22 protein-coding genes are annotated in these 24,531 nt (G+C 67.2%); 13 read left to right on the plus strand and 9 right to left on the minus strand.

Going from position 1 to position 24,531, the window contains the following annotated elements:
• Window positions 1-6 precede the first annotated feature (6 nt).
• Both ABE422_RS10425 and ABE422_RS10430 read right to left on the minus strand, forming a co-directional pair.
• Window positions 7-2,640, minus strand: coding sequence for an excinuclease ABC subunit UvrA (locus tag ABE422_RS10425; RefSeq protein ID WP_346482929.1), 2,634 nt, complete (start codon window positions 2,638-2,640; stop codon window positions 7-9).
• A 73-nt stretch (window positions 2,641-2,713) separates the two neighbouring features.
• Window positions 2,714-5,275, minus strand: a complete 2,562-nt coding sequence (locus tag ABE422_RS10430; RefSeq protein ID WP_346482930.1) for a methyl-accepting chemotaxis protein — start codon at window positions 5,273-5,275, stop codon at window positions 2,714-2,716.
• Between the two features lie 391 nt (window positions 5,276-5,666).
• On the opposite strand from ABE422_RS10430, the gene ABE422_RS10435 reads away from it, so the two are divergent.
• From ABE422_RS10435 to ABE422_RS10445, 3 genes are all read left to right on the plus strand, one after another.
• A complete protein-coding gene (locus ABE422_RS10435) occupies window positions 5,667-5,810 on the plus strand; it encodes a hypothetical protein (RefSeq protein ID WP_179459899.1) in 144 nt (47 codons plus the stop codon).
• The gene (locus ABE422_RS10440) at window positions 5,807-6,010 is read left to right on the plus strand and encodes a hypothetical protein (protein WP_313209021.1); all 204 of its coding nucleotides are present in this window, start codon (window positions 5,807-5,809) and stop codon (window positions 6,008-6,010) included. Before ABE422_RS10435 ends, ABE422_RS10440 begins: the two co-directional genes overlap by 4 nt.
• A gap of 75 nt (window positions 6,011-6,085) precedes the next feature.
• On the plus strand, window positions 6,086-6,655 hold the full coding sequence (locus ABE422_RS10445) for a nuclear transport factor 2 family protein (protein ID WP_346482931.1): 570 nt from the start codon (window positions 6,086-6,088) through the stop codon (window positions 6,653-6,655).
• Between the two features lie 26 nt (window positions 6,656-6,681).
• Here ABE422_RS10445 and ABE422_RS10450 read toward each other — a convergent pair whose 3' ends face one another.
• Both ABE422_RS10450 and ABE422_RS10455 read right to left on the minus strand, forming a co-directional pair.
• Complete coding sequence (locus ABE422_RS10450; protein ID WP_346482932.1) at window positions 6,682-7,881, minus strand: MFS transporter; 1,200 nt, start codon at window positions 7,879-7,881, stop codon at window positions 6,682-6,684.
• Window positions 7,881-9,089 carry an MFS transporter gene (locus ABE422_RS10455; RefSeq protein WP_313212934.1) on the minus strand — a complete coding sequence of 403 codons (1,209 nt, stop codon included), beginning with the start codon at window positions 9,087-9,089 and terminating at the stop codon, window positions 7,881-7,883. The genes ABE422_RS10450 and ABE422_RS10455 overlap by 1 nt, the downstream gene beginning before the upstream one ends.
• A gap of 111 nt (window positions 9,090-9,200) precedes the next feature.
• Here ABE422_RS10455 and ABE422_RS10460 point away from each other — a divergent pair, with 111 nt between their 5' ends.
• Complete coding sequence (locus ABE422_RS10460) at window positions 9,201-9,794, plus strand: TetR/AcrR family transcriptional regulator (RefSeq protein ID WP_346482933.1); 594 nt, start codon at window positions 9,201-9,203, stop codon at window positions 9,792-9,794.
• Window positions 9,795-10,044: 250 nt separating this feature from the next.
• Here ABE422_RS10460 and ABE422_RS10465 read toward each other — a convergent pair whose 3' ends face one another.
• Window positions 10,045-10,425 carry a helix-turn-helix domain-containing protein gene (locus ABE422_RS10465; protein WP_313212937.1) on the minus strand — a complete coding sequence of 127 codons (381 nt, stop codon included), beginning with the start codon at window positions 10,423-10,425 and terminating at the stop codon, window positions 10,045-10,047.
• Window positions 10,426-10,508: 83 nt separating this feature from the next.
• On the opposite strand from ABE422_RS10465, the gene ABE422_RS10470 reads away from it, so the two are divergent.
• The 3 genes from ABE422_RS10470 (at window position 10,509) to ABE422_RS10480 (ending at window position 15,017) form a co-directional block, all read left to right on the plus strand.
• Entirely contained in the window at window positions 10,509-11,576 is a 1,068-nt protein-coding gene (locus ABE422_RS10470) for an SDR family oxidoreductase (RefSeq protein WP_313212949.1), read from the plus strand.
• Between the two features lie 90 nt (window positions 11,577-11,666).
• On the plus strand, window positions 11,667-14,462 hold the full coding sequence (locus ABE422_RS10475; protein ID WP_346482934.1) for a PAS domain-containing protein: 2,796 nt from the start codon (window positions 11,667-11,669) through the stop codon (window positions 14,460-14,462).
• 105 nt (window positions 14,463-14,567) lie between these two features.
• Window positions 14,568-15,017, plus strand: a complete 450-nt coding sequence (locus ABE422_RS10480; RefSeq protein ID WP_346482935.1) for a nuclear transport factor 2 family protein — start codon at window positions 14,568-14,570, stop codon at window positions 15,015-15,017.
• Here ABE422_RS10480 and ABE422_RS10485 read toward each other — a convergent pair.
• Complete coding sequence (locus ABE422_RS10485) at window positions 15,012-15,614, minus strand: hypothetical protein (RefSeq protein ID WP_346482936.1); 603 nt, start codon at window positions 15,612-15,614, stop codon at window positions 15,012-15,014. The genes ABE422_RS10480 and ABE422_RS10485 overlap by 6 nt on opposite strands.
• A gap of 209 nt (window positions 15,615-15,823) precedes the next feature.
• Between ABE422_RS10485 and ABE422_RS10490 the strand changes: the two genes are divergently transcribed.
• The 3 genes from ABE422_RS10490 to ABE422_RS10500 all read left to right on the plus strand — a co-directional run bounded on the left by ABE422_RS10490 (window position 15,824) and on the right by ABE422_RS10500 (window position 18,255).
• On the plus strand, window positions 15,824-16,840 hold the full coding sequence (locus ABE422_RS10490) for a helix-turn-helix domain-containing protein (RefSeq protein WP_346482937.1): 1,017 nt from the start codon (window positions 15,824-15,826) through the stop codon (window positions 16,838-16,840).
• A 90-nt stretch (window positions 16,841-16,930) separates the two neighbouring features.
• Window positions 16,931-17,776 (plus strand): type 1 glutamine amidotransferase domain-containing protein, encoded by an 846-nt coding sequence (locus ABE422_RS10495; RefSeq protein ID WP_346482938.1) that lies wholly within the window; start codon window positions 16,931-16,933, stop codon window positions 17,774-17,776.
• A gap of 32 nt (window positions 17,777-17,808) precedes the next feature.
• Window positions 17,809-18,255, plus strand: coding sequence for a nuclear transport factor 2 family protein (locus tag ABE422_RS10500; protein ID WP_121040371.1), 447 nt, complete (start codon window positions 17,809-17,811; stop codon window positions 18,253-18,255).
• Window positions 18,256-18,333: 78 nt separating this feature from the next.
• Here ABE422_RS10500 and ABE422_RS10505 read toward each other — a convergent pair whose 3' ends face one another.
• Window positions 18,334-19,368, minus strand: a complete 1,035-nt coding sequence (locus tag ABE422_RS10505) for an alpha/beta hydrolase (protein WP_346482939.1) — start codon at window positions 19,366-19,368, stop codon at window positions 18,334-18,336.
• Between the two features lie 165 nt (window positions 19,369-19,533).
• Between ABE422_RS10505 and ABE422_RS10510 the strand changes: the two genes are divergently transcribed.
• Entirely contained in the window at window positions 19,534-20,430 is an 897-nt protein-coding gene (locus ABE422_RS10510) for a LysR family transcriptional regulator (protein ID WP_123730014.1), read from the plus strand.
• Here the strand turns inward: ABE422_RS10510 and ABE422_RS10515 are convergent.
• Both ABE422_RS10515 and ABE422_RS10520 read right to left on the minus strand, forming a co-directional pair.
• Window positions 20,425-21,543 (minus strand): MFS transporter, encoded by a 1,119-nt coding sequence (locus ABE422_RS10515; RefSeq protein ID WP_346482940.1) that lies wholly within the window; start codon window positions 21,541-21,543, stop codon window positions 20,425-20,427. The genes ABE422_RS10510 and ABE422_RS10515 overlap by 6 nt on opposite strands.
• Window positions 21,544-21,806: 263 nt before the next feature.
• Window positions 21,807-22,727, minus strand: a complete 921-nt coding sequence (locus ABE422_RS10520; RefSeq protein WP_313211309.1) for a LysR family transcriptional regulator — start codon at window positions 22,725-22,727, stop codon at window positions 21,807-21,809.
• Between the two features lie 247 nt (window positions 22,728-22,974).
• Here ABE422_RS10520 and ABE422_RS10525 point away from each other — a divergent pair, with 247 nt between their 5' ends.
• On the plus strand, window positions 22,975-23,613 hold the full coding sequence (locus tag ABE422_RS10525) for a carboxymuconolactone decarboxylase family protein (RefSeq protein WP_313219462.1): 639 nt from the start codon (window positions 22,975-22,977) through the stop codon (window positions 23,611-23,613).
• A gap of 20 nt (window positions 23,614-23,633) precedes the next feature.
• Window positions 23,634-24,365: an antibiotic biosynthesis monooxygenase gene (locus ABE422_RS10530; RefSeq protein WP_346482941.1), complete on the plus strand. Its 732-nt coding sequence runs from the start codon at window positions 23,634-23,636 to the stop codon at window positions 24,363-24,365.
• Window positions 24,366-24,531 lie beyond the last annotated feature (166 nt).

A 24,531-nucleotide genomic window follows, 5' to 3' on the forward strand; every position in this document is an offset into this window, starting at 1 on the left:
CGCCGCTCAGGGAAACCAGCGGCGCAGATAGCGCGCGGTGGCGCCCTGCCTGGCGCGACTGACCTGGGCCGGCGTGCCTTCGGCGACGATCCTGCCGCCCTCCTCGCCCGCGCCCGGCCCCACATCGATCACCCAGTCCGCGTCGGCGACGACACGCAGGTCGTGCTCGACCACCACCACCGTGTTGCCGGCGTCGACCAGGCCGTGCAGCTGCGTCATCAGCTTGTCCACATCGGCCGGATGCAGGCCGGTGGTCGGCTCGTCCAGCACATACAGGCTGTTGCCGTGCTGGCTGCGCTGCAGCTCGGTGGCCAGCTTGATCCGCTGCGCCTCCCCACCGGACAATTCCGTGGCCGGCTGGCCCAGACGCAGATAGCCCAGGCCGATATCCCGCAGCAGTTGCAGCGGCCGCTGCACGGGCGGCTCGTCGGCGAAGAACGCCAACGCCTCCTCCACCGTCATCGCCAGCACCTGCGCGATGTTGCGGCCGTTCCATTGCACCTCCAGGGTCTTGGCGTTGTAGCGCTGCCCATGGCAGGTGGGGCATGGCGCGTAGACGCTGGGCATGAACAACAACTCGACGTGGACGAAGCCCTCGCCCTCGCAGGTTTCGCAGCGGCCTGCCGCGACGTTGAAGGAGAAGCGGCCGACGGTGTAGCGGCGCGCCTTGGCCGCGCGCGTGCCGGCGAACAGACGGCGCACATGATCGAACAGCCCCGTATACGTGGCCAGGTTGGAGCGCGGCGTGCGCCCGATCGGCTTCTGGTCGACGTTGACCAGGCGCTTGATCGCCTTGGCCCCGTTCAACCGGCCACGGGTCCGTTCGATGCGGCTGGGCTGCGGCAGCTCGCTGTCGAGCTCTTCGATCACCGGCTCCTGCCCCAGGTGCTCGCCGACCAGCTCGACCAGCGCCTGGCTGACCAGACTCGACTTGCCCGAGCCGGAGACACCGGTCACCGCCGTGAACGCCCCAAGCGGAAAACGTGTATCCACGCCATGCAGGTTGTTGCGGTGAACGCCCTGCAGGCCCAGCCAGCCGGACGGCGCGCGCGGCGTGCGGCGCGGGCCGGCACCGCTCTGGAACAGATACGGCGCGGTGACCGAGGCCTCCACCGCGCGCAGCCCCTCCGGCGGACCGCTGTAAAGCACCTGGCCGCCGTGCTGGCCCGCACCGGGGCCGACATCCACCAGCCAGTCCGCACGGCGCAGCATCTCCAGATCATGCTCCACCACGAACAGCGTGTTGCCGCCGGCCTTGAGCTGGGCCAGTGCGTCGTACAGGGCCTCGCCATCGGCCGGATGCAGGCCGGCGGTGGGCTCATCGAGCACGTACACGACGCCGAACAGGCTCGAGCGGATCTGTGTCGCCAGGCGCAGGCGCTGCAGTTCGCCCGGCGACAGCGTCGGGGTCGCGCGGTCCATCGACAGATAGCCCAGCCCCAGCGACTGCAGCGTGCCGATCCGTTCGACCAGATCGTGCGCGATGCGCTGGGCCGCGATGCGCTTCTCCTCCGACAGATCCGGCGTGCGGCGCACATCGCTGCCACCCGCATGCGCGTTGCCACCGGCGGCCACCCGCTTGGCCGTGGCCTGGCGACCGGCGCTACGGCTGCGTGTGGCGGTTGCGGCCGCTACCTCGAAATGCCCCTGCGCCGCCGGACGCAACGCCTGCGCCATGGCACTGAGCGGCAGCCGCGACAACGTGCCGATATCCATGCCGGCGAACGTTACCGACAGCGCTTCGCGCTTCAACCGGCGGCCATCGCAGACCGGACACTCGGCGCCGATCATGTAGCGAGCCACGCGCTTTTTCATCATCGCGCTCTGCGTGGTGGCAAAGGTATGCAGTACGTAACGGCGTGCTCCGCTGAAGGTGCCCATGTAACTGGGCTCCTCCTTGCGACGCACGGCGGCGCGGGTTTCGGCCGGGGTGAAGCCGGCATACACCGGCACCACCGGTTGTTCCTCGGTGAACAGGATCCAGTCGCGCTGCTTTTTCGGTAGATCGCGCCAGGGAACATCCACGTCGTAGCCCAGCGTGACGAGAATGTCGCGCTGGTTCTGCCCGTGCCATGCCGGCGGCCACGCAGCGATGGCGCGCTCGCGGATGCTCAGCGACGGATCGGGCACCATGGACTGCTCGGTCACCTCATACACGTAGCCCAGGCCGTGGCAGTTCGGGCAGGCGCCCTGCGGCGTATTCGGCGAGAAATCCTCGGCATACAGCATCGGCTGTCTGGCCGGATAGGTACCGGCGCGCGAATACAGCATCCGCAGCAGGCTGGACAGCGTGGTGACGCTGCCGACGCTGGAGCGCACGCTGGCGGTGCCGCGCTGCTGCTGCAGGGCCACGGCCGGTGGCAGCCCTTCGATCGCATCCACATCCGGCACGCCGACCTGGTCGATCAGCCGCCGCGCATAGGGCGACAACGACTCCAGGTAGCGCCGCTGTGCTTCGGCATACAGCGTACCGAACGCCAGCGAGGATTTGCCCGAGCCGGAGATGCCGGAGAACACCACCAGCGCATCGCGCGGGATGTCGACATCCACGTTCTTGAGGTTGTGTTCGCGTGCGCCCCGGACGCGCACGAAGGTATCCGGGGCAGTAGAGGGCGACGGCCGGCGCGTGGAGGTCTTCATGGATGAAGAATAGCGAACCACAGCGCCGGCTCACTGCCGGTGAAGACCCGTGAGTGCGGTGTTGACGCCGGGCTCAAGCCGTCGCCCGCACGCGCGCGCACGGCGGTGCAGTCATGACGAAGGCATCCACCGCCTCGCCCAGCAGGGAGGCCTGGCGATCCAGCGCGCGCGCCGAGGCCGAGGCCTCCTCCACCAGCGCCGCATTCTGCTGGGTGCTGCCATCCATCTGCAGCAACGTCTGGCTCACCTGCTCGATGCCCGCGGTCTGCTGCTGCGACGCGGCCGAAATGCTGGCCATGATCGATGTCACCCGCTGCACGCTGCCGACGATCTCGCCCATGGTCGCGCCTGCGCTGTCGACCTGCCGGGTACCCGCATCAACGCGCTCGACCGAGGCTTCGATCAGCTGCTTGATCTGGCGCGCGGCGTCGGCACTGCGTTGTGCCAGCAAACGCACTTCGCTGGCTACCACCGCGAAGCTGCGCCCCTGCTCGCCTGCCCGCGCCGCTTCCACGGCGGCGTTCAGGGCCAGGATGTTGGTCTGGAACGCGATTCCGTCGATCACCCCGGTGATCTCCCCGATCCGCCGCGAGGACAGGGCGATATCGGCCATGGTGGTCACCACCTGCGCCACCGATTCGCCGCCGCGGGCCGCAACCTCGGCCGCACGTATCGCCAGCTGGTTGGCCTGCTGCGCCGAATCCGCGTTCTGCCGCACCGTGGCCGCGAGCTCCTCCATCGAGGAAGCGGTTTCTTCCAGATGCGCCGCCTGGCGCTCGGTGCGATCGGAGAGGTCGTGGTTGCCGGCGACGATCTCGCCGGCGGCATGGTTGATCGCCACCGAGGCCTGCTGGATGCGCGCGACGATGTCGGTCAGCTGCATCACCGTGGCATTGGCATCGTCACGCAGGCGCGCGAACACACCGTGGAAATCGCCCTGCATGCGTACGCGCAGATCGCCCTGCGACAACGCCGAGAGCAGCCCCTGCAATCCGGACAGGTTGCTCTGGAAGGTATCGAGCAGGTGGTTGATGCTCAGCGCCAGCGTCTTTACGAAGCCCTGCTTGTCCTCGACCGCGATCCGCCCATGCAGTTCGCCCCGCGCGGCCGCATCGACCAGCGCGGCCACCTCGTTCTCCACGGTGGTTTCCAGCGCGCGGCTGCGCCACTCCACCGCCGCCCCCAGCAGCTGGTCGTGCTCCACGATCAGGGTGATCACCAGCTGGTAGCGGACGCCTGCGTGCTCGATCTCCCGGCTGGCACGCTGGCCGCGCTGCAGCCTCGGCAACAGGCTGGCGAAGGCCGGATGCAGGGCGGCCGCCGGTTGGCCGCTCCAGTCCGCGTGCGTGAGCTGCAGTTCGGTGAGCAGCGCCTGGTTGAGGAAGCCGATCCGCCCCTCGCCGTCGAGCACCATCACGCCGGTCTGCGCACTGTCCAACGCCTGGCGGGCGCGGGTGTTGTCGCGCGCGACGGCGCGCTCGGCCTCGATCCGCTCGCGCAGCCGTTGCTGCATGTGGCGCAGGCGCGCGGCCAGCTGGCCGATCTCATCGTGCGGATTGTGGATGGTCAGCACGGTGTCGAGCCGGTCATCGGCGATGTCCTCGGCAAAGCGCAGCGTGTCGCGGATCGGTTGACGGACCGCGCGCAGCACCAGCAGCAAGGTGGCGATCAGCACCACCGCCACCAGCAGCAGGGTAAACGCGAATACGACCCCCATGGTGCTGGCCCGCGCCGCCTGTCGCTCGCGTGCCGCGGCCAAGGCCAGCGTCTGCGCCTGTTGCAGCGCCTGCAGCCCGGGCCCGATCTGGGCCGCGGTCTCGGCCAGTGACTGCGCCTCCACATCCAGCCCGATGCGGGCGGCGGTGTAGGCCAGCAGCGCCCCTTGATACGCCTCCATCTGCCTTCGCAGCGCTTCCTGCGTTTCTGCATCCAGGCGCGCCTGCGCCAGGGACAGATCGAACGGCAGCTTCTGTTCGCTGGCACGATCGGTGTGCGCCGCATCACCGGTGAGCAGCAGCAGGCTTTCCTCGCGCCGCATCTTCTGCAGCTGGGCGATCACCACCGGGCGCGCGCTGGCCTCGACGCTGGCCTCCAGCGTGGCAGCCACCGCCTCCAACTGCGCACGCAGGCCAGCATCGCCGCGCCCCATCTCATCCACCCGGGCATTCAACGCGCTGATGCCCTCGGCGAAGTCACCCGCGCGGGCAGCCAGCTCGCGCAGCGCCCCGGCACTACCGGCATCGTGGGGATCGCGCTGCAGCTGGCCCAGGGTCGCCTGCAGGCGCTGCTGCGCGGCCTGCAACGCCTCGCGATCGCTGTCATCGAAGGTGCTGGCATACCGTGTCTGCAGGCGCCGCGCATCGGCGATCTCGGTCGCCAGCGTGGCCGCCAGTGCGGCCTCCTGCTGGTGCGCGGCGAAGGTTTCGGCTGCACGCTCGGTATCATGGCGCGTCCAGCCGTAGACGACGGCGACCGCAAACAGGCCCAGGCCGCAGATCAGCAGGCTGGCCCTGAGTTTCTGTGCCACGCTGAGGCGGCCGAGCGCGGCCAGCCGGGTCGGCTGGGCGAGACGGAAGCGGAACCGATCGCCCAGACGGGCGACGAACAACGACAGGCGACGGGGGACGACCGACATCACGCACTCCAGGCGGAAGGACGCACCGGTATCGGCGGGACCGCGCTGAACTTGAGGGCCGATCTCACTGAGCGCCCCTGGCGTCGCCAGTCGCTCCCGTTGTAAGGGCGCCAGACGACGAAGTGATGACGGTCAGGCGACGAGCGCCGGGCGGCTCGGGGTATCCCTCGCCGGGCGGTGGCATGCGTCGTCTTGAACGGGCGGGTTGCAGCAACACCGGGATCACACCGGCTGAACGTGCGACAGTGAAGGAAGGGACAGCGCCTTCACGGCGATTGCGCTGAACTAGCGCTGGGGTCGCGGCCGGGGCCGCTGCAGGATCCGGTGCGCGCCACCGCACCTTGGGCCGATCACGACGCACCAACGCCATACCGCACGGAGAGAGACCGCCATGAATGCCGCCTTCAAGATCTTTCTGCTCGCCGGTGCACTGCTGTACGGCCTGCCGGGGCTGGTGTGGTGGGTGAACCATCGGCGCGCCAAGCGGGCGCGGCTGGCCCAGGGCGTGGTCAGCGTCGAGGCCCGCGCGCCATGAGCGGCGGCACCGGGACGAGCGCGGCAACGCACCTGACCGACGAACAGCGGCAGATCCTGCGCGACATCAACGCCACGCGTCCGGTCAGCGATGAAGCCGCCAACTGGGCGGTCAAGGCCGGCTACGCGGCCCAGGCGGAAGACGGCGACATCGATTTGACCCAGGCTGGCCGCCAGCGGGTGGATTCCAGCACGCTGTAACACGCCGGGGCCATGTGCCTTCTGCCGTGCCCACAGGTCATCGTTCCGAATGACACTTGAAGGACGCCCCGGCCCATGCGAAACCTGGCGCCCGCTCTGGTCCGATTGAAGCAGGCACCCCCGATGACACACTGCCCCACCGCTTTCGCCGCCCTGCTCGTGGCTGCCGGCATGCTCGCGCCCCTGTCAGCGTCCGCTGGCGAGGAGGCCGTGGAGGCAGCCACCCTCACGCGCACCATCACCGCGTTGGATGACCAGGTCTTCGACGCGTACAACCGCTGCGACCTGGAGACCTTTGCCCGCTACTTTTCGCCGACCGTCGAGTTCTATCACGACAGCGGCGGGGCCAGCTTCGATCGCGACACGGTGGTCTCCAACACGCGCAAGTACATTTGCCACAAGGTCCGCCGCGAACGGGTTCCAGGGACGCTCAGGGTCTACCCGATCAAGAACTTCGGCGCGATCGAGGAAGGCGAGCACCGCTTCTGCGAGGTGGCGACCGGCCACTGCGAAGGCAGTGCGAAGTTCGTGATGGTCTGGCAGCACAAGGACGGGCAATGGCAGATGACCCGGGTGCTGAGCTACGGCCATCGCGCGTTGACCGAGGCTGAAAAGGCGGCGCTGCAGACGACGGAAACCAGATAGCGCCGGGGAGGATTCGGGCCACCCTGTCACGGTGCGCGCGAAGGCATGCCGGTGTCCCGCTCCGTCCATTCCATCCGGCGGCCAGCAAGGCACACCACCCCTGCCGCGACCGCGAAGCCACCGGTGAGCCACAGATTGGCGGTCACACCGAGCCGATCCAGTGCTTGGCCGCCCACCCACGCCCCGGATGCGATCCCGACATTGAAGGCACCGACATAGAGTGCGGAGGCGATTTCCATCGCCCTGGGCACGGCCTTCATCATCCACGTCATCAAGCCCACCGATACCCCGCCGTAGGCCAGCCCCCACGCCAGCAGCGCGACGGCACCGCCCAGGCGCGACTCCCCGAGGGTCAGGAACAGCGAGGGCGCCAGCACCAGACCCGCCGCGATCAGCGACACCGTCAGCCTGGTACGTCGTGCTGCCGCGATGCCGGCAAGGAAGTTGCCGGCCATGCCCGCGGCGCCGTAGCCGAACAACAACAGCCCCACCCAGCGCGCGTCGAATCCCGAGACCGACATCAGCAGCGGCCGAACGAACGTAAAGGCGATGAAGTGCCCGGCGACCAGCAGGAAGGTCAGCATCAACCCAAGCTGCAGCCCGCGGTTGCCCAGTTGCTGACCGAACTGGCGCACGCTGGTCGTGCCGGACGGCGGCAGCCCGGGCATCACGGCCAGGTGCAGGGCAAGGACGGCGGCCCCCAGCAGCGCCATGCTGCCGAACGCCCAACGCCATCCCAGCAGCTCCCCGATCAGCGCGCCAAGCGGAACGCCCAGCACGGAAGCAGCCGCCACGCCGCCAAAGATGAGCGATGTGGCCAGGCCGACCGATCGCGTTGCCACCAGCCGCACCGCCAGCCCGCCGGCAATGGCCCAGATGCCGCCCATGCACAGCCCGACCAGCACGCGGGCCGCCAGCATCCAGCCCAGCGTGGGGGCGAAAGCCGTACCCAGGTTGGCGATCACCAGCAGACCCAGCAGCCCGCACAGCAGCGAGCGTCGATCCACGCTGCCGGCGCTGATCACCACCAGCGGTGCGAACAGCGCTGCCAGCAGTGCGGGCAACGAGATCATCAGGCCCGCAGTGCCGGTGGTGGTGTCCAACGCTTCGGCGATCGGGGTCAGCAGGCCGACCGGCAGCATCTCCGTGGTGACGACCGAGAAGGTGGCCAGACTGACCGCGGTGACCGCCCACCACGGGTGGCGCGGTGTGGATTGCGCCTGCATCAGCAGATCCCCAGGTGGCGTGGCTCACGCGGACGCAACACGCCGTGCGCGAACGCCGCCGCCAGCAGCACCGCTCCTCCCGCACACAAGGCAACCAGGTACCCGGCGCGTGGCCCGTGTGCATCCACCCCATAGCCGGCGATCGCCGCGCCCAGCGCCACGCCCACGTTCAGCGCCGCCAGCAGCCAGGTCATGCCCTCGGTGAGCTGGCGCGGCGGGACCTGTTGCTCGATCAACGACATCGCCACGATCATCGTCGGGGCGAAGAACACACCCGCCGCGAAGACCGTCACGGCGAGTGCGGCGATGCTTCCCACCAGCAGCAGCGGCAAGGTGGTCAATGCGGTCGCGATCCCGCCCAGCAGCAACAGGCGGCGCAGTGGCGTCTGCAGCTTGAGCGCACCGAACAGTACCCCGGACAGGCAGGAGCCGGCGGCATACGCACACAGCACGACGCTGGCGGCGGCGGGCTGCCCCACGTGCGCGGCGAAGGCGACGCTGACGATATCGACGGTGCCCACGATCACGCCCATCGCGACCATCAACACGGCCAGCCACCGCACACCCGGCAGACGGATGACGGACGCAGCAGGTGCGGCATGGGGTAGTACGGCCTCGATCGGGGGCTCGGTTCGGCGCTGCGCGATCAACGCAAGCGCGCCGATCGGCAGCAGCACGGTAGCGGCGAGGACACCCGCCTGCGGAAACAGCGAGACCGCCAGGCCGATCGATAACGGCGGCCCGACGATGAAGGTGACCTCATCGAACACGGTTTCCAGCGCGTACGCGGTCTGCAGGCGCGACTGTCCGCGATAGATCGCGGTCCAGCGCGCGCGCACCATGGCCGACATGCTGGGCATCGCCCCGGCCAGCAGTGCCCCGAGGAACAGCACGGCCGCCGGCGCTTCCCACCACGAGGCCGCCAGCAGCATCAGCAGGCCGATCACGCTGACGCCGGTGGCCATCGGCACGACACGGCGCTGTCCATGCCGGTCCACCAGACGGGATACCTGCGGCGACAGCAACGCATAGGTCAGCACGAACGTCGCGGCTACCGCGCCGGCCAATGCATAGCTGCCGCGCACCTGGGCCAGCAGCGTGATGAGGCCGATGCCGGTCATCGGCAACGGCAGCCGCGCCAGCAGCCCCGCCAGCGCAAACCCGGTGGTACCGGGCGCAGCGAACAACTCTCGATAGGGACGGGTCACTGCGCGTTTCACTGGTTTTCCACCTTTTACATACACAACGTATGTTTAAAATCCTATATACATACGCTCCGGATGTAAACAGCGGTCCGCCCCGCAAGCAAGGAGATATCGATGGCCCGTCGCACCCGCGCCGACATGGAGCAGACCCGCGCCACGCTGCTGGCGACGGCCCGCGTGGTCTTCACCGAGCGTGGCTACGCCGAGACCTCGATGGACGACCTCACCGCGCAGGCCGGGCTCACCCGTGGCGCCCTGTATCACCACTTCGGTGACAAGCAGGGCCTGCTCGCGGCCGTCGTCGATGAGATCGACGCTGAGATGGACGACCGCCTCAAGGCGATCTCCGACGCCGCCGAGGATCCCTGGACGGGCTTTCGTCTTCGCTGCATGGGGTATCTGGAGATGGCCCTGGAGCCGACCATCCAGCGCATCGTCCTGCGCGATGCGCGGGCGGTGCTCGGCGGCGCCTCGCCGGAATCGCAGCGCCACTGCATCGATTCCATGCAGCGCCTGCTCGCGCACCTGATCGATCAGGGCGTGGTCGCCGAGGCCCATCCGCAGGCCCTGGCCTCCCTGGTGTACGGCAGCCTGGCCGAGGCCGCGTTCTGGATCGCCGATGGCGATGATGGCGATGCGCGGCTGGCACAGAGCGTGGCGGCGCTCGACCTGCTGCTGCGTGGGCTGCGGGTCACCACACCGCACTGACCGCTCATCCGGTCAGGCCGCCATTGGATCCGGTCCCTGACCGCAGGTCATATATCGCTCCCTGTGGCCGCGAGGCCGACGCGTTCTTCAAGGGCGCGTCCGGCACCGACGCTTCACTCGGTCGCGCAAGGAAGGCGATCAGCGCGAACAGCGACCAACCCAGCACGTGCAGGAGCCAGAACCTGAGGGTCACCGCATCGATGCGCTGGAGGGGAGCCGTACGCTGCCCGATCCGGCTGGCACGTCCCGCTCAGCGGCGCCGTGACGTCGCGCGCGGCTGCAGCGCATCCAGGGCGCCAGCATTGCGGCGCGCCCAGTCGTAGATCAGTTCGATCGGTTCGACCAGTTGCCGCCCCAGTGGGGTCAATGTGTACTCCACCGAGGGCGGCACGGTGGGGTACTCGGTGCGCAGCACGATCCCCGCATGCTCCATGTCACGCAGCGTCTGGATCAGCATCTTCTTGGAGACGGCCGGCAGGCTGCGGTGCAGCGCGTTGCTGCGGGCAATGCCGTCATGGCGCACGGCCAGGGTGTGCAGCACCATCGAGGTCCACTTGGTGCTGAACAGCTCCAGCACCCGCCGGGGGGCGCAATCCTCTCGCCAATGCGCTTCGGGAGTACCCGTTTTCATGTGTGGTTACCGTTTGGTGCCTTCTTTCGAGGCGTACCTCGATATCCTAAGGTGTGCGCCTGTAAAGCAATGAAAGAGGCGACATCGTGAAGCAGAAAGCGTTGGTGGTCGGTGCAACGGGCATCGTGGGCAGTGCACTGATACAACGACTGCTGCAGGAGGGCTGGGACGTCCACGGCCTGGCCCGTCGGCCCGATTCGCTGCCCGCCGGCGCCCACGGCGTCTGCGCCGACCTGCGCGATGCGCAGGCCACGCGCGCCGCGCTGTCCGGACTGGCCCCCACGCACGTGTTCATCACCACCTGGTCCCGGCAGGCCAACGAGGCCGAAAACATCCGGGTCAACAGCGCGATGGTGCGCCATCTGCTGGATGCACTGCAGCCAGCCGGCAGCGTGCAGCATGTGGCACTGGTCACGGGCCTGAAGCATTACCTGGGACCGTTCGAGGCGTACGCGCAGGGCAACCTGCCGCAGACGCCCTTCCGTGAAGAACAACCGCGCCTGCCCGTGGACAACTTCTACTACGCACAGGAAGACGAGGTGTTTGCCGCCGCCGCCCGCGATGGCTTCCACTGGAGCGTGCATCGCCCGCATACCGTGATCGGCGCAGCGGTGGGCAATGCCATGAACATGGGCACCACGCTGGCCGTGCATGCCACCCTGTGCCGCCACACCGGGCGCCCGTTCCAGTTCCCCGGCTCCCTCGCGCAGTGGGACGGGCTGACCGACATGACCGATGCCGGACAGCTGGCACGGCACCTGTTGTGGGCGACGCAGACCCCGGCCGCCGCCAACCAGGCCTTCAACGTGGTCAATGGCGATGTGTTCCGCTGGCGCTGGATGTGGGGCCGGATCGCCGCGTGGTTCGATATCGAGGCCGTGCCGTTCAGTGGTCAGGTCCGTCCGCTCGCCGAGCAGATGGCCGATGATGCCGCGCTGTGGTCGTCGCTGGCCGCCACCCACGGCCTGGCCGAGTCTGACATCCACCAGCTGATCTCGCCCTGGCACACCGATGCCGATCTCGGGCGCCCGCTGGAAGTGGTGACGGACATGTCCAAGAGCCGCCGGATGGGGTTCCTGGATTACCAGCCCAGTGACGATGCGTTCTTCGCGCTGTTCACGCGGCTGCGGGCGGCGCGGTTGATTCCCTGAGGCGCTGCCGCGCAGCGCTGGGAGGGTTCCACAGCGACACCCCGCAGCGATACGCTAGGGCGGCCGCCCCCCGCTGATCGCAGGTACCGCTTGAGCTCTTCACCTACCACGGGTTCCCACGGCGAACGGGATACCGAGCGCGTCAAACTGGCGCTGGCCGCCGGCGCAATCATCGGCACCTGGTTCTGGGATGTCGCCCGCGACAGTCTGACCATCGACGATGCCCTCGCCGAGGTGCATGGCCTGGACCCCGCACTCGCGCGCAGTGAACTGCGCCTGGAGCAGGTGGTGTCCGCCGTTCACCCCGAGGACCGCCCGGGTCTGGCGGAGGCGATCGCCGACGCCGTGCGCCGTGGCGGTCGCTATGCCCACCAGTACCGCACCCGCGGCGCGGACGGTGCCTATCGCTGGATCGAGGCCATCGGCCGGGTCGATCTGGATGCCAGCGGAAACGCGGTCGGGTTTCCCGGCGTGCTGATCGACATCGATGACCGCAGGCGGGTGGAGGCCGAGCGTGACCAGGCGCAGACCCTGCTGCGTTCGTTCGTGGAGGCCGCGCCGGGTGTGGTGTACGCCAAGGACCGCCAGGGCCGGATCCTGATCGGCAACCGTGGCACCACCGATCTGATCGGTCTGCCACCCGAGGTGTATGTGGGGCGCACCGATGCCGAACTGCTCAGCGACCCGGCCCAGGCCGCCACGGTGATGGCCACCGACGAGCGGGTCATGGCCAGCGGCCAGACCGAGCAGCTCGAAGAAGACGTGAGCTTTGCCGATGGCCGGCGCGCCTGCTGGCTGTCCACCAAATCGCCGTTGCGTGATGCCGACGGAACCGTGGTGGGCTTGGTCGGCACCTCGCTGGACATCACCGACCGCAAGGCGGCCGAAGCCCGTCATGCTGAAGTGGAGGAACGCTATCGGCTGGCCGCGCAGGCCACCAACGATGCGATCTGGGACTGGCGCATCTCCGATGGTCACGTGATCTGGAACGAGGCACTGACCACGCTGTTCGGCCATGCGCTGAGCGAAACCAGCGCGCAGTGGTGGCTGGACCATATCCACCCCGACGACCGGGCGCGCGTCGATGCGGATATCCATGCCGTGATCGAGGGCGACGGTACCGCGTGGAACAACGAATACCGGTTCCGCCGCGCCGATGGCAGTTTCGCCTCCGTGCTCGACCGCGGCACCGTCCTGCGTGGTGCGGTGGGCGAGCCGCTGCGGATGATCGGCGCGATGCTGGATCTGACCGTGCGTGAAGCCGCCGAGGCCGCCCTGGCCAAAAGCGAGGAGCGCCTGCGGTTTGCCACCGAGGCAGGCGACATGGGCTTCTGGGATGTCGACCTGGTGGCGGACGCCTTGATCTGGCCGCCCCGGACCAAAGCGATGTTCGGCATCTCCGCCGATGTTCCGGTGTCGCTGCGTGATTTCAACGAAGGCATCCACCCCGACGACCGTGCAGCGACCCTCGCCGCCTTTGCCGCCGCGGCTGATCCGGCCCAGCGCGCGCTCTATGACGTGGAGTACCGCACGGTCGGCAAGGAAGACGGGATCGTGCGCTGGGTCGCGGCCAAGGGCCGGGGTCACTTCGAGGGCGACCGCTGCGTCCGCGTGGTTGGGGTGGTGATCGAGATCACCGCGCGCAAGATCGCCGACGCCCGCTTGAAGGAATTGAACGAGCAGCTGGAAAGCCGCGTGCTCGAAGAGGTCGCCGAGCGCACCCGCGTGGAAGATGCGCTTCGGCAGAGTCAGAAGATGGAGGCCGTCGGCCAGCTCACCGGCGGTATCGCCCACGACTTCAACAACATGCTGGCGACCGTGATCGGCCCGCTGGATCTGCTGGCGATGCGGCTCGGCGACAACGACCCGCGCACCAAGCGCTACATCGACATGGCCATCGATGGCGCCACCCGGGCGGCACAGCTCACCCAGCGGTTGCTGGCGTTCTCGCGCCAGCAGCCATTGCAGCCGGTGCCACTGGATGTGAACCAGCTGGTGGCGGGCATGTCCGACCTGCTGGTGCATTCGCTGGGCAGCAGCATCCGCCTGCAGACCGTACTGGCCGCCGACCTGTGGCGGACGTTCGCCGATGCCAATCAGCTGGAGAACGTGATTCTCAACCTGGCCGTCAATGCGCGCGATGCGCTGCCTGGCGGTGGGCGCCTCACGGTGGAAACCGCCAACGGCGAGATCACCGCGGGCGCTGGCTCCGCCCAGGCGGAGGTTCCCGATGGCGAATACGTTCTGATCACCGTGGCCGACAACGGCAGCGGCATGCCGCCGGAGGTGGTCGCCAAGGCATTCGATCCTTTCTTCACCACGAAAAAGGTGGGACAAGGCACTGGGCTTGGCCTGTCGCAGGTGTATGGCTTCGTCAAACAGTCGGCCGGTCACGTGAAGATCCGCTCTGCCGTCGGGCAGGGAACAACGGTGACCCTGTATCTGCCGCGCCTCATGGCCGACATCGCCGCCACGCCTTCGCCGACAACCAGCGGTACCGCTCCGCTGAGCGGGGGCCGCGAGCGGGTGCTGATCGTGGAAGACGAGCCCGGCGTCCGCCAGTTCTCCATCGATGCGTTGAGCGAGCTGGGCTACCCGGTGCTCGCCGCCGAAGGGGCCGCCACCGCGCTTGCCCTGCTCGACAGCCATCCCGATATCGCCCTGCTGTTCACCGATGTGGTGATGCCCGAGGTCAACGGGCGACAGCTGGCCGATGAGGCCCTGAAGCGGCGCCCGGATCTGAAAGTGCTGTTCACCACCGGCTACAGTCGCAATGCGCTGGAGCACGACGGCGTACTGGACCCCAGCGTCCACCTGATCGGCAAACCGTTCACGCTGGAGGAGTTGGCCCTGCGGGTGCGCGCGGTGCTTGCCGAAGTGCGCTGACGGGAGAACTCCGGGAAGCGAATCCCGGAGTCCTGGAACGTACTGCACGCCGTTGATGCGACACGGATCAGGCAGCCTGCTGGCTCCTGCCTACCTGGGTCCACCATGAAACGTTCACTGCTCTGCGCCCTCTTCTCCGCCGCGCTGCTGTTCTCCCCCACCACCGTTCTGGCACAGACCAGCGACCATGACGCCGTAGACCAGGTCATGCAGAAGATGCTGCGTGGCTTCGAGGCAGGTGACCCGGCGCTGGTATTCGAGGTGCTCAGGAAAGATGGCGTGGTGGTGGGCTACTCCCCCGCCGCTGGCCGCATGGTCACCCAGACCACAGAAGAATGGGCCAAAGGCTTCACTGGCGAGCCGGCCGCGGATGAGGCGCAGCGCAAACGCAGTTACCGGATCCTGGACGTCACCCCACACGCTGCGCAGGTGAAGCTGACGCTGGATTACCCTGGTTGGGATGGCGAAGACTACCTTGCCCTGCTGAACATCGATGGCAAGTGGATGATCGTGAGCAAATCATGGAGCGGCCAACGCAAGTCGCCGGCGTCATGAGTCTTCATCCTTCACGCTCACGTACAGCGTAGGCACGGCCTTCATGAAATCCCCCAGTCGTCCCATCTGGATCTGCAGATCATCGGGGAGGACGTCGGCCGCAGCGTCGAGCAGTGCCTGGCAGTGCTGCTCGAACGGTGCGACCACGCGACGGCGTGGCTCGAGCATGAAGGAGTAACAGGCCTGGCTCGACCACGGCGGGGGCGCCAGCGCGTAGTGCGAGCTGCCCAAGGCAAACAGCGGCGCGTGGCTCTCGCCTGGCAGCGACAGCGTGATGTCGTTGGCGTTCACCTCGGCCCGGGTGTGGGTGCGCTGGATCGCCCACGCATCGAGTGTGTTGCGGCCCGGCACCGGGCCTACGGTGCCATCCACGGCGCCGGCCAGAAGGGACAGCGCGGCATCCACGCTCACACCGTAGTGGTCCAGCATGTGAGGCTCCAGCGCCATCCACAGCTGTATCGCGCCGGCCACCGGACCATACGCGTGCAGGATGTCTGCTGGTGCCAACGCCGGCAGCAGCGTGGACTGCACCAGGTGCGCGAGTTCCTCCACGCTGCGTGTGGCGCTGGTGACGGTCAGGAACAGATACGGCGCCATCCCCGCCCGCCCGGACGCCAGCGTCGGCACGGCCACCGCCCCCTCAACCGCATTGCCTTGCGCGCACGAGGGCAACAATGCGGCGCCCGCAAGCGCGGCCAACAGCCGGCGCCGCCGCGCCAGAAATTGAGTGTCATCCATGTGCAGAGAATACACGGGGGTAAAAGCGACCCGCTTGACGGGCCGCGTATTTTCTCAATACTGCGCCAATGCTCAGCCAACACTTTCTCTTCTTCTTCGCGATGCTGGGCGCCTTCAATGGCATCGTCGCGGCGTCGGTATTGTGGTGGCGCGCCAAGGGCGAGCCCACGCAGCGTTGGCTGTCGCTGCTGATCCTGATGGTGGGTGTGCGAACGGGAAAATCCGTGGCCTTCCACTTCTGGCCGGATATTCCGCTGGTCGTTCTCCAGCTCGGGCTGACCGCCTGTTTCCTGATCGGCCCCTGCCTCTACTTTCTGGTGCGCTCCAGCCAACGGGAGACTGCCGGGACGGACACGAACGGCCGGTGGCACCTCGCCGCGCTGCTGGTGCTTGCCGTGGCAGTGAATGTCCTGCTGCCGTACACCCGCAATATCGAGCTGTGGCGGTACGTCATCACGCCGGGCATCAACTATGCCTGGCTGGGCTATCTGCTGCTCACCACCGTGCAGATGTATCGCCACCGCGCCCGGCTGCTGTCCTCGCCGTCCGCCCCGCTGCTGCTCGGCGCGCTGGCGGGCATCTGGATCATCTGGATCGCGTACTACACGGCCGGTTACACGTCCTATATCGTCGGCGCGCTGTCCTTCACCTTCGTTCTGGCGGTGAGCGTTCTGGTCGGGCTCCGGCTGCGCTCGGGCCGGGCGCCGATCGAGCCCTATCAGGACCGTCGAATTCCCGCGTCCGACGCCGCCGTTCAACTCCAGGCCCTGGCCGAGCTGATGGCGCGCGAGCGGTTGCATCTGGACCCCGCCCTGACCCTGCCCCGCCTCGCCCGCCGGCTTGGCATTCCCCAGACCCGGCTGTCGCAGCTGCTCAACGACAACAACCAGACCTCGTTCAAGCAGTACCTGACCCAGCTGCGGGTGATCGAAGCCAAGGCCATCCTGCAACAGCAGCCTCCCAAGCCGCTGGATATCGTGGCGCAGGAAGCGGGCTTCCAGTCCATGTCGACCTTCTACAGCGCGTTCAAGAAGTGCGAGGGCGTCACCCCGGCGGCCTACCGCACGGCCGCCACACACTCCTAGAATCGATTTCCGCACTCCGGGAAGACGCTGCAATACATTGATTTGAAAGCGATTGGATAGGGTGCTGGCTCCTTCCTGCGAGTCAGTGCCATGCAGACGTTACGTACCATCGCCACCTTCGTATTGCTCCTGCTCAGCGTCTGGCTGGGCGGTACCTGCACCACCGACGCTGCGCCGCGGAGCACCATCCCCGCGGCCGTGGGGCAGCCCGCCGGCGGCCAGCAGGACCGCGTCCTGTTCATCCTCGCCAGCGCCACGGTGCATGGGACCTCCACGCTCCCGGCCAGCGTCAGCTTTGGCGAGGTCGTGCATGCCTGGGATGTCTTCCATGCCGCCGGCTATGCGGTGGACTTCGTATCGCCCGACGGCGGCGCCGTACCGATTCTGGATGACTACGTCAGCGACGACGTGGCGCACCGTCTGGACGATGCCCGGATCATGCGCGGGCTGCGCGGCACCGTCACCCCGGCACAGATCGATCCCACGCAGTACCGCGCGGTGTACTACGTGGGCGGCAGCAATGCCATGTACGGGGTCGCCGAGAACGTGGCGCTGCAGCGCATTGCCATGCAGGTCTACGAGGGCAACGGCGGGGTCATCTCGGCGGTCTGCCACGGAACGGCCGGCATCGTGAATCTCCAGCTTGCCGGTGGCCAGTACCTGGTCTCGGGCAAGCGCATCAGCGGCTACCCCGAAGAGCACGAACGCCAGGATGCGCCCTACTTCCACCAGTTCCCGTTCCTGATCCGCCAGACCGTCGTGTCCCGCGGCGGTGCCTTCCGGACGGTGGAAAGCGATGACCCGCATGTCGAAGTCGATGGCCGGCTGGTGACCGGGCAGAACTATGCCTCTGCCACGCCGGTGGCGCAGGCCGTGGTCGAGGCGCTTCGCGTCCACACCGTGCAGGCGTCCAACCAGGCAGCCGCTCAACCCTGATCTCCCACACACCACACCCCTGAGGAAACACCATGAAAGTATCGATTCGATCCGTTGGCCTTGCCGCCAGCCTGTTCCTGCTGCTCCCCACCTCGGCCATGGCGCAGAGCACCGATCGTGAGGCGGTGGACAAGGTCATGCAGACCTTCATGCGCGCCTACATCACTGCCGACAACACGTTGGCCAAGGACGTCTTCCGGGCAGACGGCGTGATGATCGGCTACTCCGAAGCCCGTGGCAGCGCGCTGCAGATGCGGACCGGGGAACAGTTCGCAGAAGGCTTCAACGGCACGCCGGCGGCCAACGAGGCCCAGCGCAAGCGCCGCTATGAAATCGTGGACATGGCCACCAATCTGGCCGCCGTCCGCGTGATGCTGGATTACCCCGGCTGGGACGGCGTGGACTACGTGGTCCTGCTCAAGACCGATGGCCAGTGGAAGATCATGAGCAAGTCCTGGACCGGCCAGATCAAGCCCTGAGCCGGACCTGGCGGACGTGAAACCATCGCGTCCGGGTGCAGCCCGGACGCGATGGCCGCCCCGCACCCTGCGCCGGTGTCAGTCGGCGCTCAGGTTGCTCCTGAAGAACCGCGTCAGTGTCTCGAACGGAATCAGGTCGGCGCGATCATAAAGATCCACGTGTCCAGCACCGGGAACGATATGCAGCGCTTTGGGCTGCCCGGCCAGCGCGTAGGCCTTCTGGCTGAACTCCAGCGAGTGGGCCTCGCTGCCGGCGATGAACAGCATCGGGCGTGGCGAGATCGTCTCGATGTCATTGAACGGATAGAAGTTCACGAAGCGGACTTCGCTGGTCAGCATGCGGTTCTGCGTGGTCTCCAGCGTGCGGCCCTTGGGAATGGCGATGCCACGCGGGGTACGGTAGAACGCCCAGAACTCGCGGGTCACGAAATCGGCATCGGCGGGCAGCTGGATGGGAAGATAGTCGAGGAAGATTCCCTTGCCGGTGGTGAACTCGGTGTAGCGCTGCTCGGCCGCCTTGGCCAACATCGCCTTGCGCTGTTCCAGCGACACCGACTGGCCCAGACCGTTGCGCGTCACGTCGCCCATGTCATACATGCTGACCGTGGCAATGGCCCGCAGCCGCGGATCCATCTTGGCCGCACTGATGGCGAAACTGCCGCTGCCACAGATGCCGAGCACACCGATACGCGCGCGGTCGATGAAGTCGCGGGTCCCCAGGTAGTCCACTGCGGCACTGAAAGCTTCGCTGTACATCTCGGGCGCGACCAGATTGCGCGGCTCGCCTTCGCTCTCTCCCCAGAAGGGCAGATCGATCGCCAGGGTGACGAAGCCCTGCTCGGCCAGCTTCTGCGCATACAGCATGGAGCTCTGCTCTTTGACCGCCCCCATCGGGTGGCCGACGATCACCGCGGCCGACGCGGTGGCGTTCGATGTCGCCTTGGGCCGGACGAGATTCCCCACCACCTCCATGTGGTACTGGTTCTTGAAGGTCACCCGTTCAACGGTGACCGTGTCACTTTTGTAGAAATTGTCTGCACCGGTAGGCATCGTGGCTCCCAGGGTCGTGAAGGAACTGGCGGCCAGCGCCAGCAGCAGGGCAAGTCGTTTCATGAGAGGTACTCAGTGAGAAATGCAGGGCGTTGGTAGGCCGGACCCACGGTAGCCCTCCGCAACCACCGTGATTAGCCGGGGGAATGTGGAAGGCGTGCTGAGCTCTGCTCACAATTCGTGGTGTTACTGTGGGCATCGCGCCCGACTCCTGATGCGGAATCAGCAATGGCTGTCCTGAAAACCAACGATCTGCAGGCGTTTCTGGCCGTCGCCAGGGAGCAGAGCTTCACCAAGGCCGCGGCACGGCTCGGGGTCTCTGCATCGGCGCTGAGCCACACCCTGAAACAGCTCGAGGCGCGCCTGGGGGTCCGGCTGCTGGCACGGACCACGCGCAATGTCGCGCCCACCGAAGCGGGCGAGCGGCTGATGCGCTCGATCGGCCCGCATTTCGACGCCATCGGCGAGAGCGTGGATGCGCTCGGCGATCTCCGTGACCGCCCCGCCGGCACCCTTCGCATCACCTGCAGCGACGATGCCATCGAGATGGTGATCCGGCCCAGGCTGGCGACCTTCCTGGCCGCGTACCCGGACATCACGCTGGAGTTCTACGTGGACTACGGATTCACCAACGTGGTCGAGGAACGCTTCGACGCGGGCATCCGCCTGGGCGAGGCGCTGAGCAACGACATGATCGCCGTCCGCATTGGTCCGGACTGGCGGCTGGTGGTAGTGGGCTCGCCTGCGTACTTCCAGCGCCATCCCAAACCCCGTACGCCGTACGAGATCACGGGGTTGCCCTGCGTCAACATCCGTCACCGGCCCGCAGGCAGCATCTATGCATGGGAGTTCGAAAAGGACGGCAAGGAATTCAGCGTCAAGGGAGAGGGGCAGCTGGTGTTCAACAGCATGTTCCATGTCATCAATGCCGCCGTGGATGGCATTGGACTGGCGTATGTGACCGAGGATCTTGCCGCACCCTACCTCGCCAGCGGCCAGCTGGTGCAGGTGCTGGACGAGTGGTGTCCGCTGTTTTCCGGCTACCACCTCTACTACCCCAACCGCCGGCAGGGATCGCCTGCGTTTGCCGCCCTCATCAATGCGCTGCGCCATCCCGCACTATGACGTGCGGGTGCGCGCGGTAAGTGCCGCCAGCAGCGAACCGGCAAGCAGCACCGCCGCGCTGACGATGAAAGTCGCGCGGTAGCCACTGCCGTCGAAAAGCAACCCGCCCACCGTGGAACCCAGCGCGATGGAGAGCTGCACGACCGCCACCATCAGCCCGCCACCCGCCTCGGCATCATCGGGCATGGACCGGGCCAGCCATGCCCACCAGGCGACCGGTGCAGCCGTCGCCACCAGGCCCCAGGCAGCGAGAAGCACGAAGGCCATGCGGCTGGAGTGACCGAAGACGGTAAGCCCCAGCGCGATGACGGCCATGACCAGCGGGATGATCATCAGCGGCAGGTAGACGCTCTTCCGGATGCATCCCCCGATGAGCACGGTGCCGATGAAGCCGGCCACCCCCAGCGCGAGCAGCAGCATCGACAGCGTGCCCACGCTCACATGCGTCACCGTTTCAAGGAACGGGCGCAGGTAGGTGAACAGCATGAACTGACCGCTGAAGAACACCCCGACGGCGGCCATCCCGCGCAGCACGAGCGGGCGCCGGAGAACAGCGAAGATGCTGCCGGTCGCCTGGCGAGGCGCCGGCTTCAGGGCAGGAAGACTGATCCATTGCCACACCAGTGCGATCACGGCGATCGGCAACAGGCACAGAAAGGCGCCGCGCCAGCCGATGATGCCGCCGAGGTAGCTGCCCAGCGGGGCTGCCACGACCGTCGCCAGCGCATTGCCGCCATTGAAGACGGCGAGCGCCTTGGGCACGCTCGCGGCCGGTACCACCCGTATCGCGATCGCGGCCGACATCGACCAGAAGCCGCCGATGACCACACCGATCAGCGCGCGCCCGATCATGTAGACCGGATAGCTGGGGGCGAGGCTGACGATGACACCGGAGATGCCCATCACCACGGTGAGCAGCAGAAGCAGTGTCTTGCGGTCGAGATCACCTGCGATGCGGGCGATGAACAGGCTGGTGATGACGGCGAAGGCACCGGAGATGGCAATCCCATAGCCGGCCCACCCTTCGGTAACGCCGAGCGAGGTGGCGATGGGCGTCAACAGACTGACCGGCATGAATTCCGAGGCGACCAGGCAGAACACGCACAGGGTCATGGCGAAGATGCCGGCCCAGTGCGCCGGCGCGGCGGCAGCGTGATGCGCGTCGCTCTGCGCGGGGAGGGAGGTGGCGACAGGGGGCATGGGGAGCACTCTCTGGAACAGGAATGGCGTTGCCGCCCTGCACAGTGCGCAGGGACGAGACAGGGACGTGGCGTTGGGCAGCGCGGACGACGCGCGACAGAACCCGGACGTGTTTTCAGTGGGCGCCATGGTGGCCCACGCCGCGGGGACTGATAAGCAGCCCCCGGGTTCATGGACTACTGAGGTTTTCTCAGCAGTGCGTCATCACCACCCCATCGAAGCGCTTCGACCAGCAGCGCGAACGCCGGCGAGTTCTGGCGGCGGCTTGGGTAGTAGAGATGGAAACCGGGAAAGGGCGGGCACCAATCCTGCATCGCCCGCATCAGCCGCTTGTCCGCCAATGCATCGGCCACGATCAGGTCCGGCACGCAGGCCAGGCCGCGGCCCTCCAGTGCCGCCTGGACGATCAGGCGCACACTGCTCAACGTCAGCCGCCCCTCCACCTGCACGTTCACGCTGCGGCCGTCCTTTTCGAACTCCCACGCATACAGCCCACCCTGGGTCAGCAGTCGCATGTTGATGCAGTCATGCACGGTCAGGTCCTGGGGCGTACGCGGCACCCCGCACCGCTTGAAGTAATCCGGGGCACCGACAACGGCCATCCTGAGCGGCGGCGTGACCGGGACCGCGATCATGCCCTTGGCCACCTGCTCGCCCAGGCGTATGCCCGCATCGAACCCCTCCGCGACGATGTCGGCCAGATTGGACTGGTCGGTGATCTCCACCCGGATGTCCGCGTAGGTATCCAGCAGAGGCTGCAGCTTGGGCCAGACCACCTGTTCGCTGGCCGGATCGCTGCTGTTGATGCGCAAGGTGCCACTGGGCCGATCGCGCAGTTCACTCAGGTCGTCGATAGCGCTGTCGATGCTGGCGAAGTGCGGCCCGATCTGCGCCAGCAGCCGTTCACCGGCTTCGGTCGGTGTCACGCTGCGCGTGGTGCGGGTCAGCAAGCGGATCCCCAGCCGCTGCTCCAGCACCCGCACGGTATAGCTCAGCGCAGCCTGCGACACCCCCATCCGCGCGGCGGCGCGGGTGAAGCTGCGCTCCTGGGCCACCGCCATGAGGGCGCGCAGGTCGTTGTAGTGTTCGCGCCGCATGGCCGCCCCATTGATAAGCCGCTTTTATAGCTCTATTCGTGGCCTGCAGGTTTATCCACATAAAACGGTGCGGCACCATGGGGTGCGCCCCACCTTGGGCCATCCCAGCAGGAGCGCGCGATGACCACCCCGCCTTTCCCCACCCTCGCTGTCGCTGCCCGATCGCATCATCGGATGCACGGCCGACACAGCCACCGCCCCACCGTGCGAGCCGCCGCTGCGGCCCGCCCACACCACGGATATCCACATGAACACCCAGTCGGCTCTCTCCGCACGCCAACAGGCCATCCTGCCAATCGCCGCTTTCACGGCGGCCGGCGATCTTCACCGCCTCGAACCGGCCCTGCGCGCCGCGCTGGATGCCGGGCTGACAATCAATGAGATCAAGGAAATCCTGGGTCAGCTCTACGCCTATGCAGGCTTTCCGCGCGCGTTGAATGCACTGGGCACCTTCATGACGGTGGTGGAGGACCGCAAGGCACAGGGCGTCCACGATGCACAGGGCAAGGCACCGGCCACGCTGCCCGCGCCGGACCAGATGCTGGCCGTAGGCACCGCCAACCAGACCCGGTTGTCGGGTCAACCCGTCGCAGGCCCGTTGTTCGCGTTCTCGCCTCAAATCGACCGCTACCTCAAGGAACATCTGTTCGGCGCGATTTTTGCGCGCGACAACCTCGACTGGGGTGATCGCGAGCTCGCCACCGTGGCCGCGCTGTCGGCCATGACAGGGACCGAGTCGCAGGTGCAGGCGCACATGCGCATCAGCCGGAACGTGGCGCTCAGCGAGGCGCAGCTGCAACATGTCGTGGCGGTGCTGCGCGACGTGGTCAGTGCCGAGGCCGCCGATCGCGCGGACCAGGCGCGGCGCGGCACGCTCGCCCACTGAACCCTGCGCAGGAGGAGACCATGACCGGCTGGATAGCATTGATGCTGACGTCCCTGATACTGGGAAGCACCGACGTCGCCGCACAGCCCATCGTGCGCATGTTCGAGCTGCACACCGACCCGGGCCGACAGGAGGCGTTCGACGCGGCCGGCCGGCGCAACATGGACGCCTCCCTGCAGACCGAGCCCGGTGTTCTGGCGATGCACGCCGTCACCGATCGCCAGCGGCCGGGCGTGGCGTACGTCTTCGAAATCTACGCGGATGCGGACGCCTTGAAGACGCATCTTGCGTCCGCGCACTACGCCGATTTTCTACGCGCCACGCAGCCGCTCATCGCCGACAAGACGTTGACAGAAACAACGCCCGTGTTCCTTGCCGAAAAGTCGGACCCTCTCTCGGTCATGCAGCGCGGCGACACGCCGGAGGTCCGGATAGTCGATGTGACGGTCAAACCCGCGGATATACCGGCATTCACCCGGATCGTCACGGCGGAGATGCGCGAGTCCATGCGGATCGAACCGGGCGTCCTGGCGATGTATGCCGTTACACGGCAGGAGCATCCGGAGCAGTGGATCTTCTTTGAGATCTACGCCGATGCCGCTGCCTATGACACCCACCGGCAAACGCCCCACTTCAAGGACTATCTGCAGCGGACCGCAGAGATGCTGGTGGACAAGGGGCACAGCGAGGTGAGCACCATCGCATTGAAGAGCCGTGGCGGGATGTCGTTCGATGCGACCCGCGTGCCCTGAGAGGAGGGCTTGGTTGTCCTGCCATGCGATGAACAGGCGCCACAGGCTGCAACCGCCGTGCCGCCGACGCCAGGCGGCCAACATCCATCTGCCACAACGGTCCCGCACAATTTTCAAACAACCGCTTGAAACACGCGTAACTTCGTCGAACTGGACACGATCCACC

The organism is Stenotrophomonas sp. TWI1151, from assembly GCF_039673135.1.
Lineage (GTDB): Bacteria > Pseudomonadota > Gammaproteobacteria > Xanthomonadales > Xanthomonadaceae > Stenotrophomonas.

Coding starts and splice junctions, on each gene's coding strand:
- ABE422_RS10425 (WP_346482929.1), bottom strand. CDS start 2,640: ATGAAGACCTCCACGCGCCGGCCGTCGCCCTCTACTGCCCCGGATACC.
- ABE422_RS10430 (WP_346482930.1), bottom strand. CDS start 5,275: ATGTCGGTCGTCCCCCGTCGCCTGTCGTTGTTCGTCGCCCGTCTGGGC.
- ABE422_RS10435 (WP_179459899.1), top strand. CDS start 5,667: ATGAATGCCGCCTTCAAGATCTTTCTGCTCGCCGGTGCACTGCTGTAC.
- ABE422_RS10440 (WP_313209021.1), top strand. CDS start 5,807: ATGAGCGGCGGCACCGGGACGAGCGCGGCAACGCACCTGACCGACGAA.
- ABE422_RS10445 (WP_346482931.1), top strand. CDS start 6,086: ATGCGAAACCTGGCGCCCGCTCTGGTCCGATTGAAGCAGGCACCCCCG.
- ABE422_RS10450 (WP_346482932.1), bottom strand. CDS start 7,881: ATGCAGGCGCAATCCACACCGCGCCACCCGTGGTGGGCGGTCACCGCG.
- ABE422_RS10460 (WP_346482933.1), top strand. CDS start 9,201: ATGGCCCGTCGCACCCGCGCCGACATGGAGCAGACCCGCGCCACGCTG.
- ABE422_RS10465 (WP_313212937.1), bottom strand. CDS start 10,425: ATGAAAACGGGTACTCCCGAAGCGCATTGGCGAGAGGATTGCGCCCCC.
- ABE422_RS10480 (WP_346482935.1), top strand. CDS start 14,568: ATGAAACGTTCACTGCTCTGCGCCCTCTTCTCCGCCGCGCTGCTGTTC.
- ABE422_RS10485 (WP_346482936.1), bottom strand. CDS start 15,614: ATGGCGCCGTATCTGTTCCTGACCGTCACCAGCGCCACACGCAGCGTG.
- ABE422_RS10490 (WP_346482937.1), top strand. CDS start 15,824: ATGCTCAGCCAACACTTTCTCTTCTTCTTCGCGATGCTGGGCGCCTTC.
- ABE422_RS10495 (WP_346482938.1), top strand. CDS start 16,931: ATGCAGACGTTACGTACCATCGCCACCTTCGTATTGCTCCTGCTCAGC.
- ABE422_RS10500 (WP_121040371.1), top strand. CDS start 17,809: ATGAAAGTATCGATTCGATCCGTTGGCCTTGCCGCCAGCCTGTTCCTG.
- ABE422_RS10505 (WP_346482939.1), bottom strand. CDS start 19,368: ATGAAACGACTTGCCCTGCTGCTGGCGCTGGCCGCCAGTTCCTTCACG.
- ABE422_RS10510 (WP_123730014.1), top strand. CDS start 19,534: ATGGCTGTCCTGAAAACCAACGATCTGCAGGCGTTTCTGGCCGTCGCC.
- ABE422_RS10515 (WP_346482940.1), bottom strand. CDS start 21,543: ATGACCCTGTGCGTGTTCTGCCTGGTCGCCTCGGAATTCATGCCGGTC.
- ABE422_RS10520 (WP_313211309.1), bottom strand. CDS start 22,727: ATGCGGCGCGAACACTACAACGACCTGCGCGCCCTCATGGCGGTGGCC.
- ABE422_RS10525 (WP_313219462.1), top strand. CDS start 22,975: ATGAACACCCAGTCGGCTCTCTCCGCACGCCAACAGGCCATCCTGCCA.
- ABE422_RS10530 (WP_346482941.1), top strand. CDS start 23,634: ATGACCGGCTGGATAGCATTGATGCTGACGTCCCTGATACTGGGAAGC.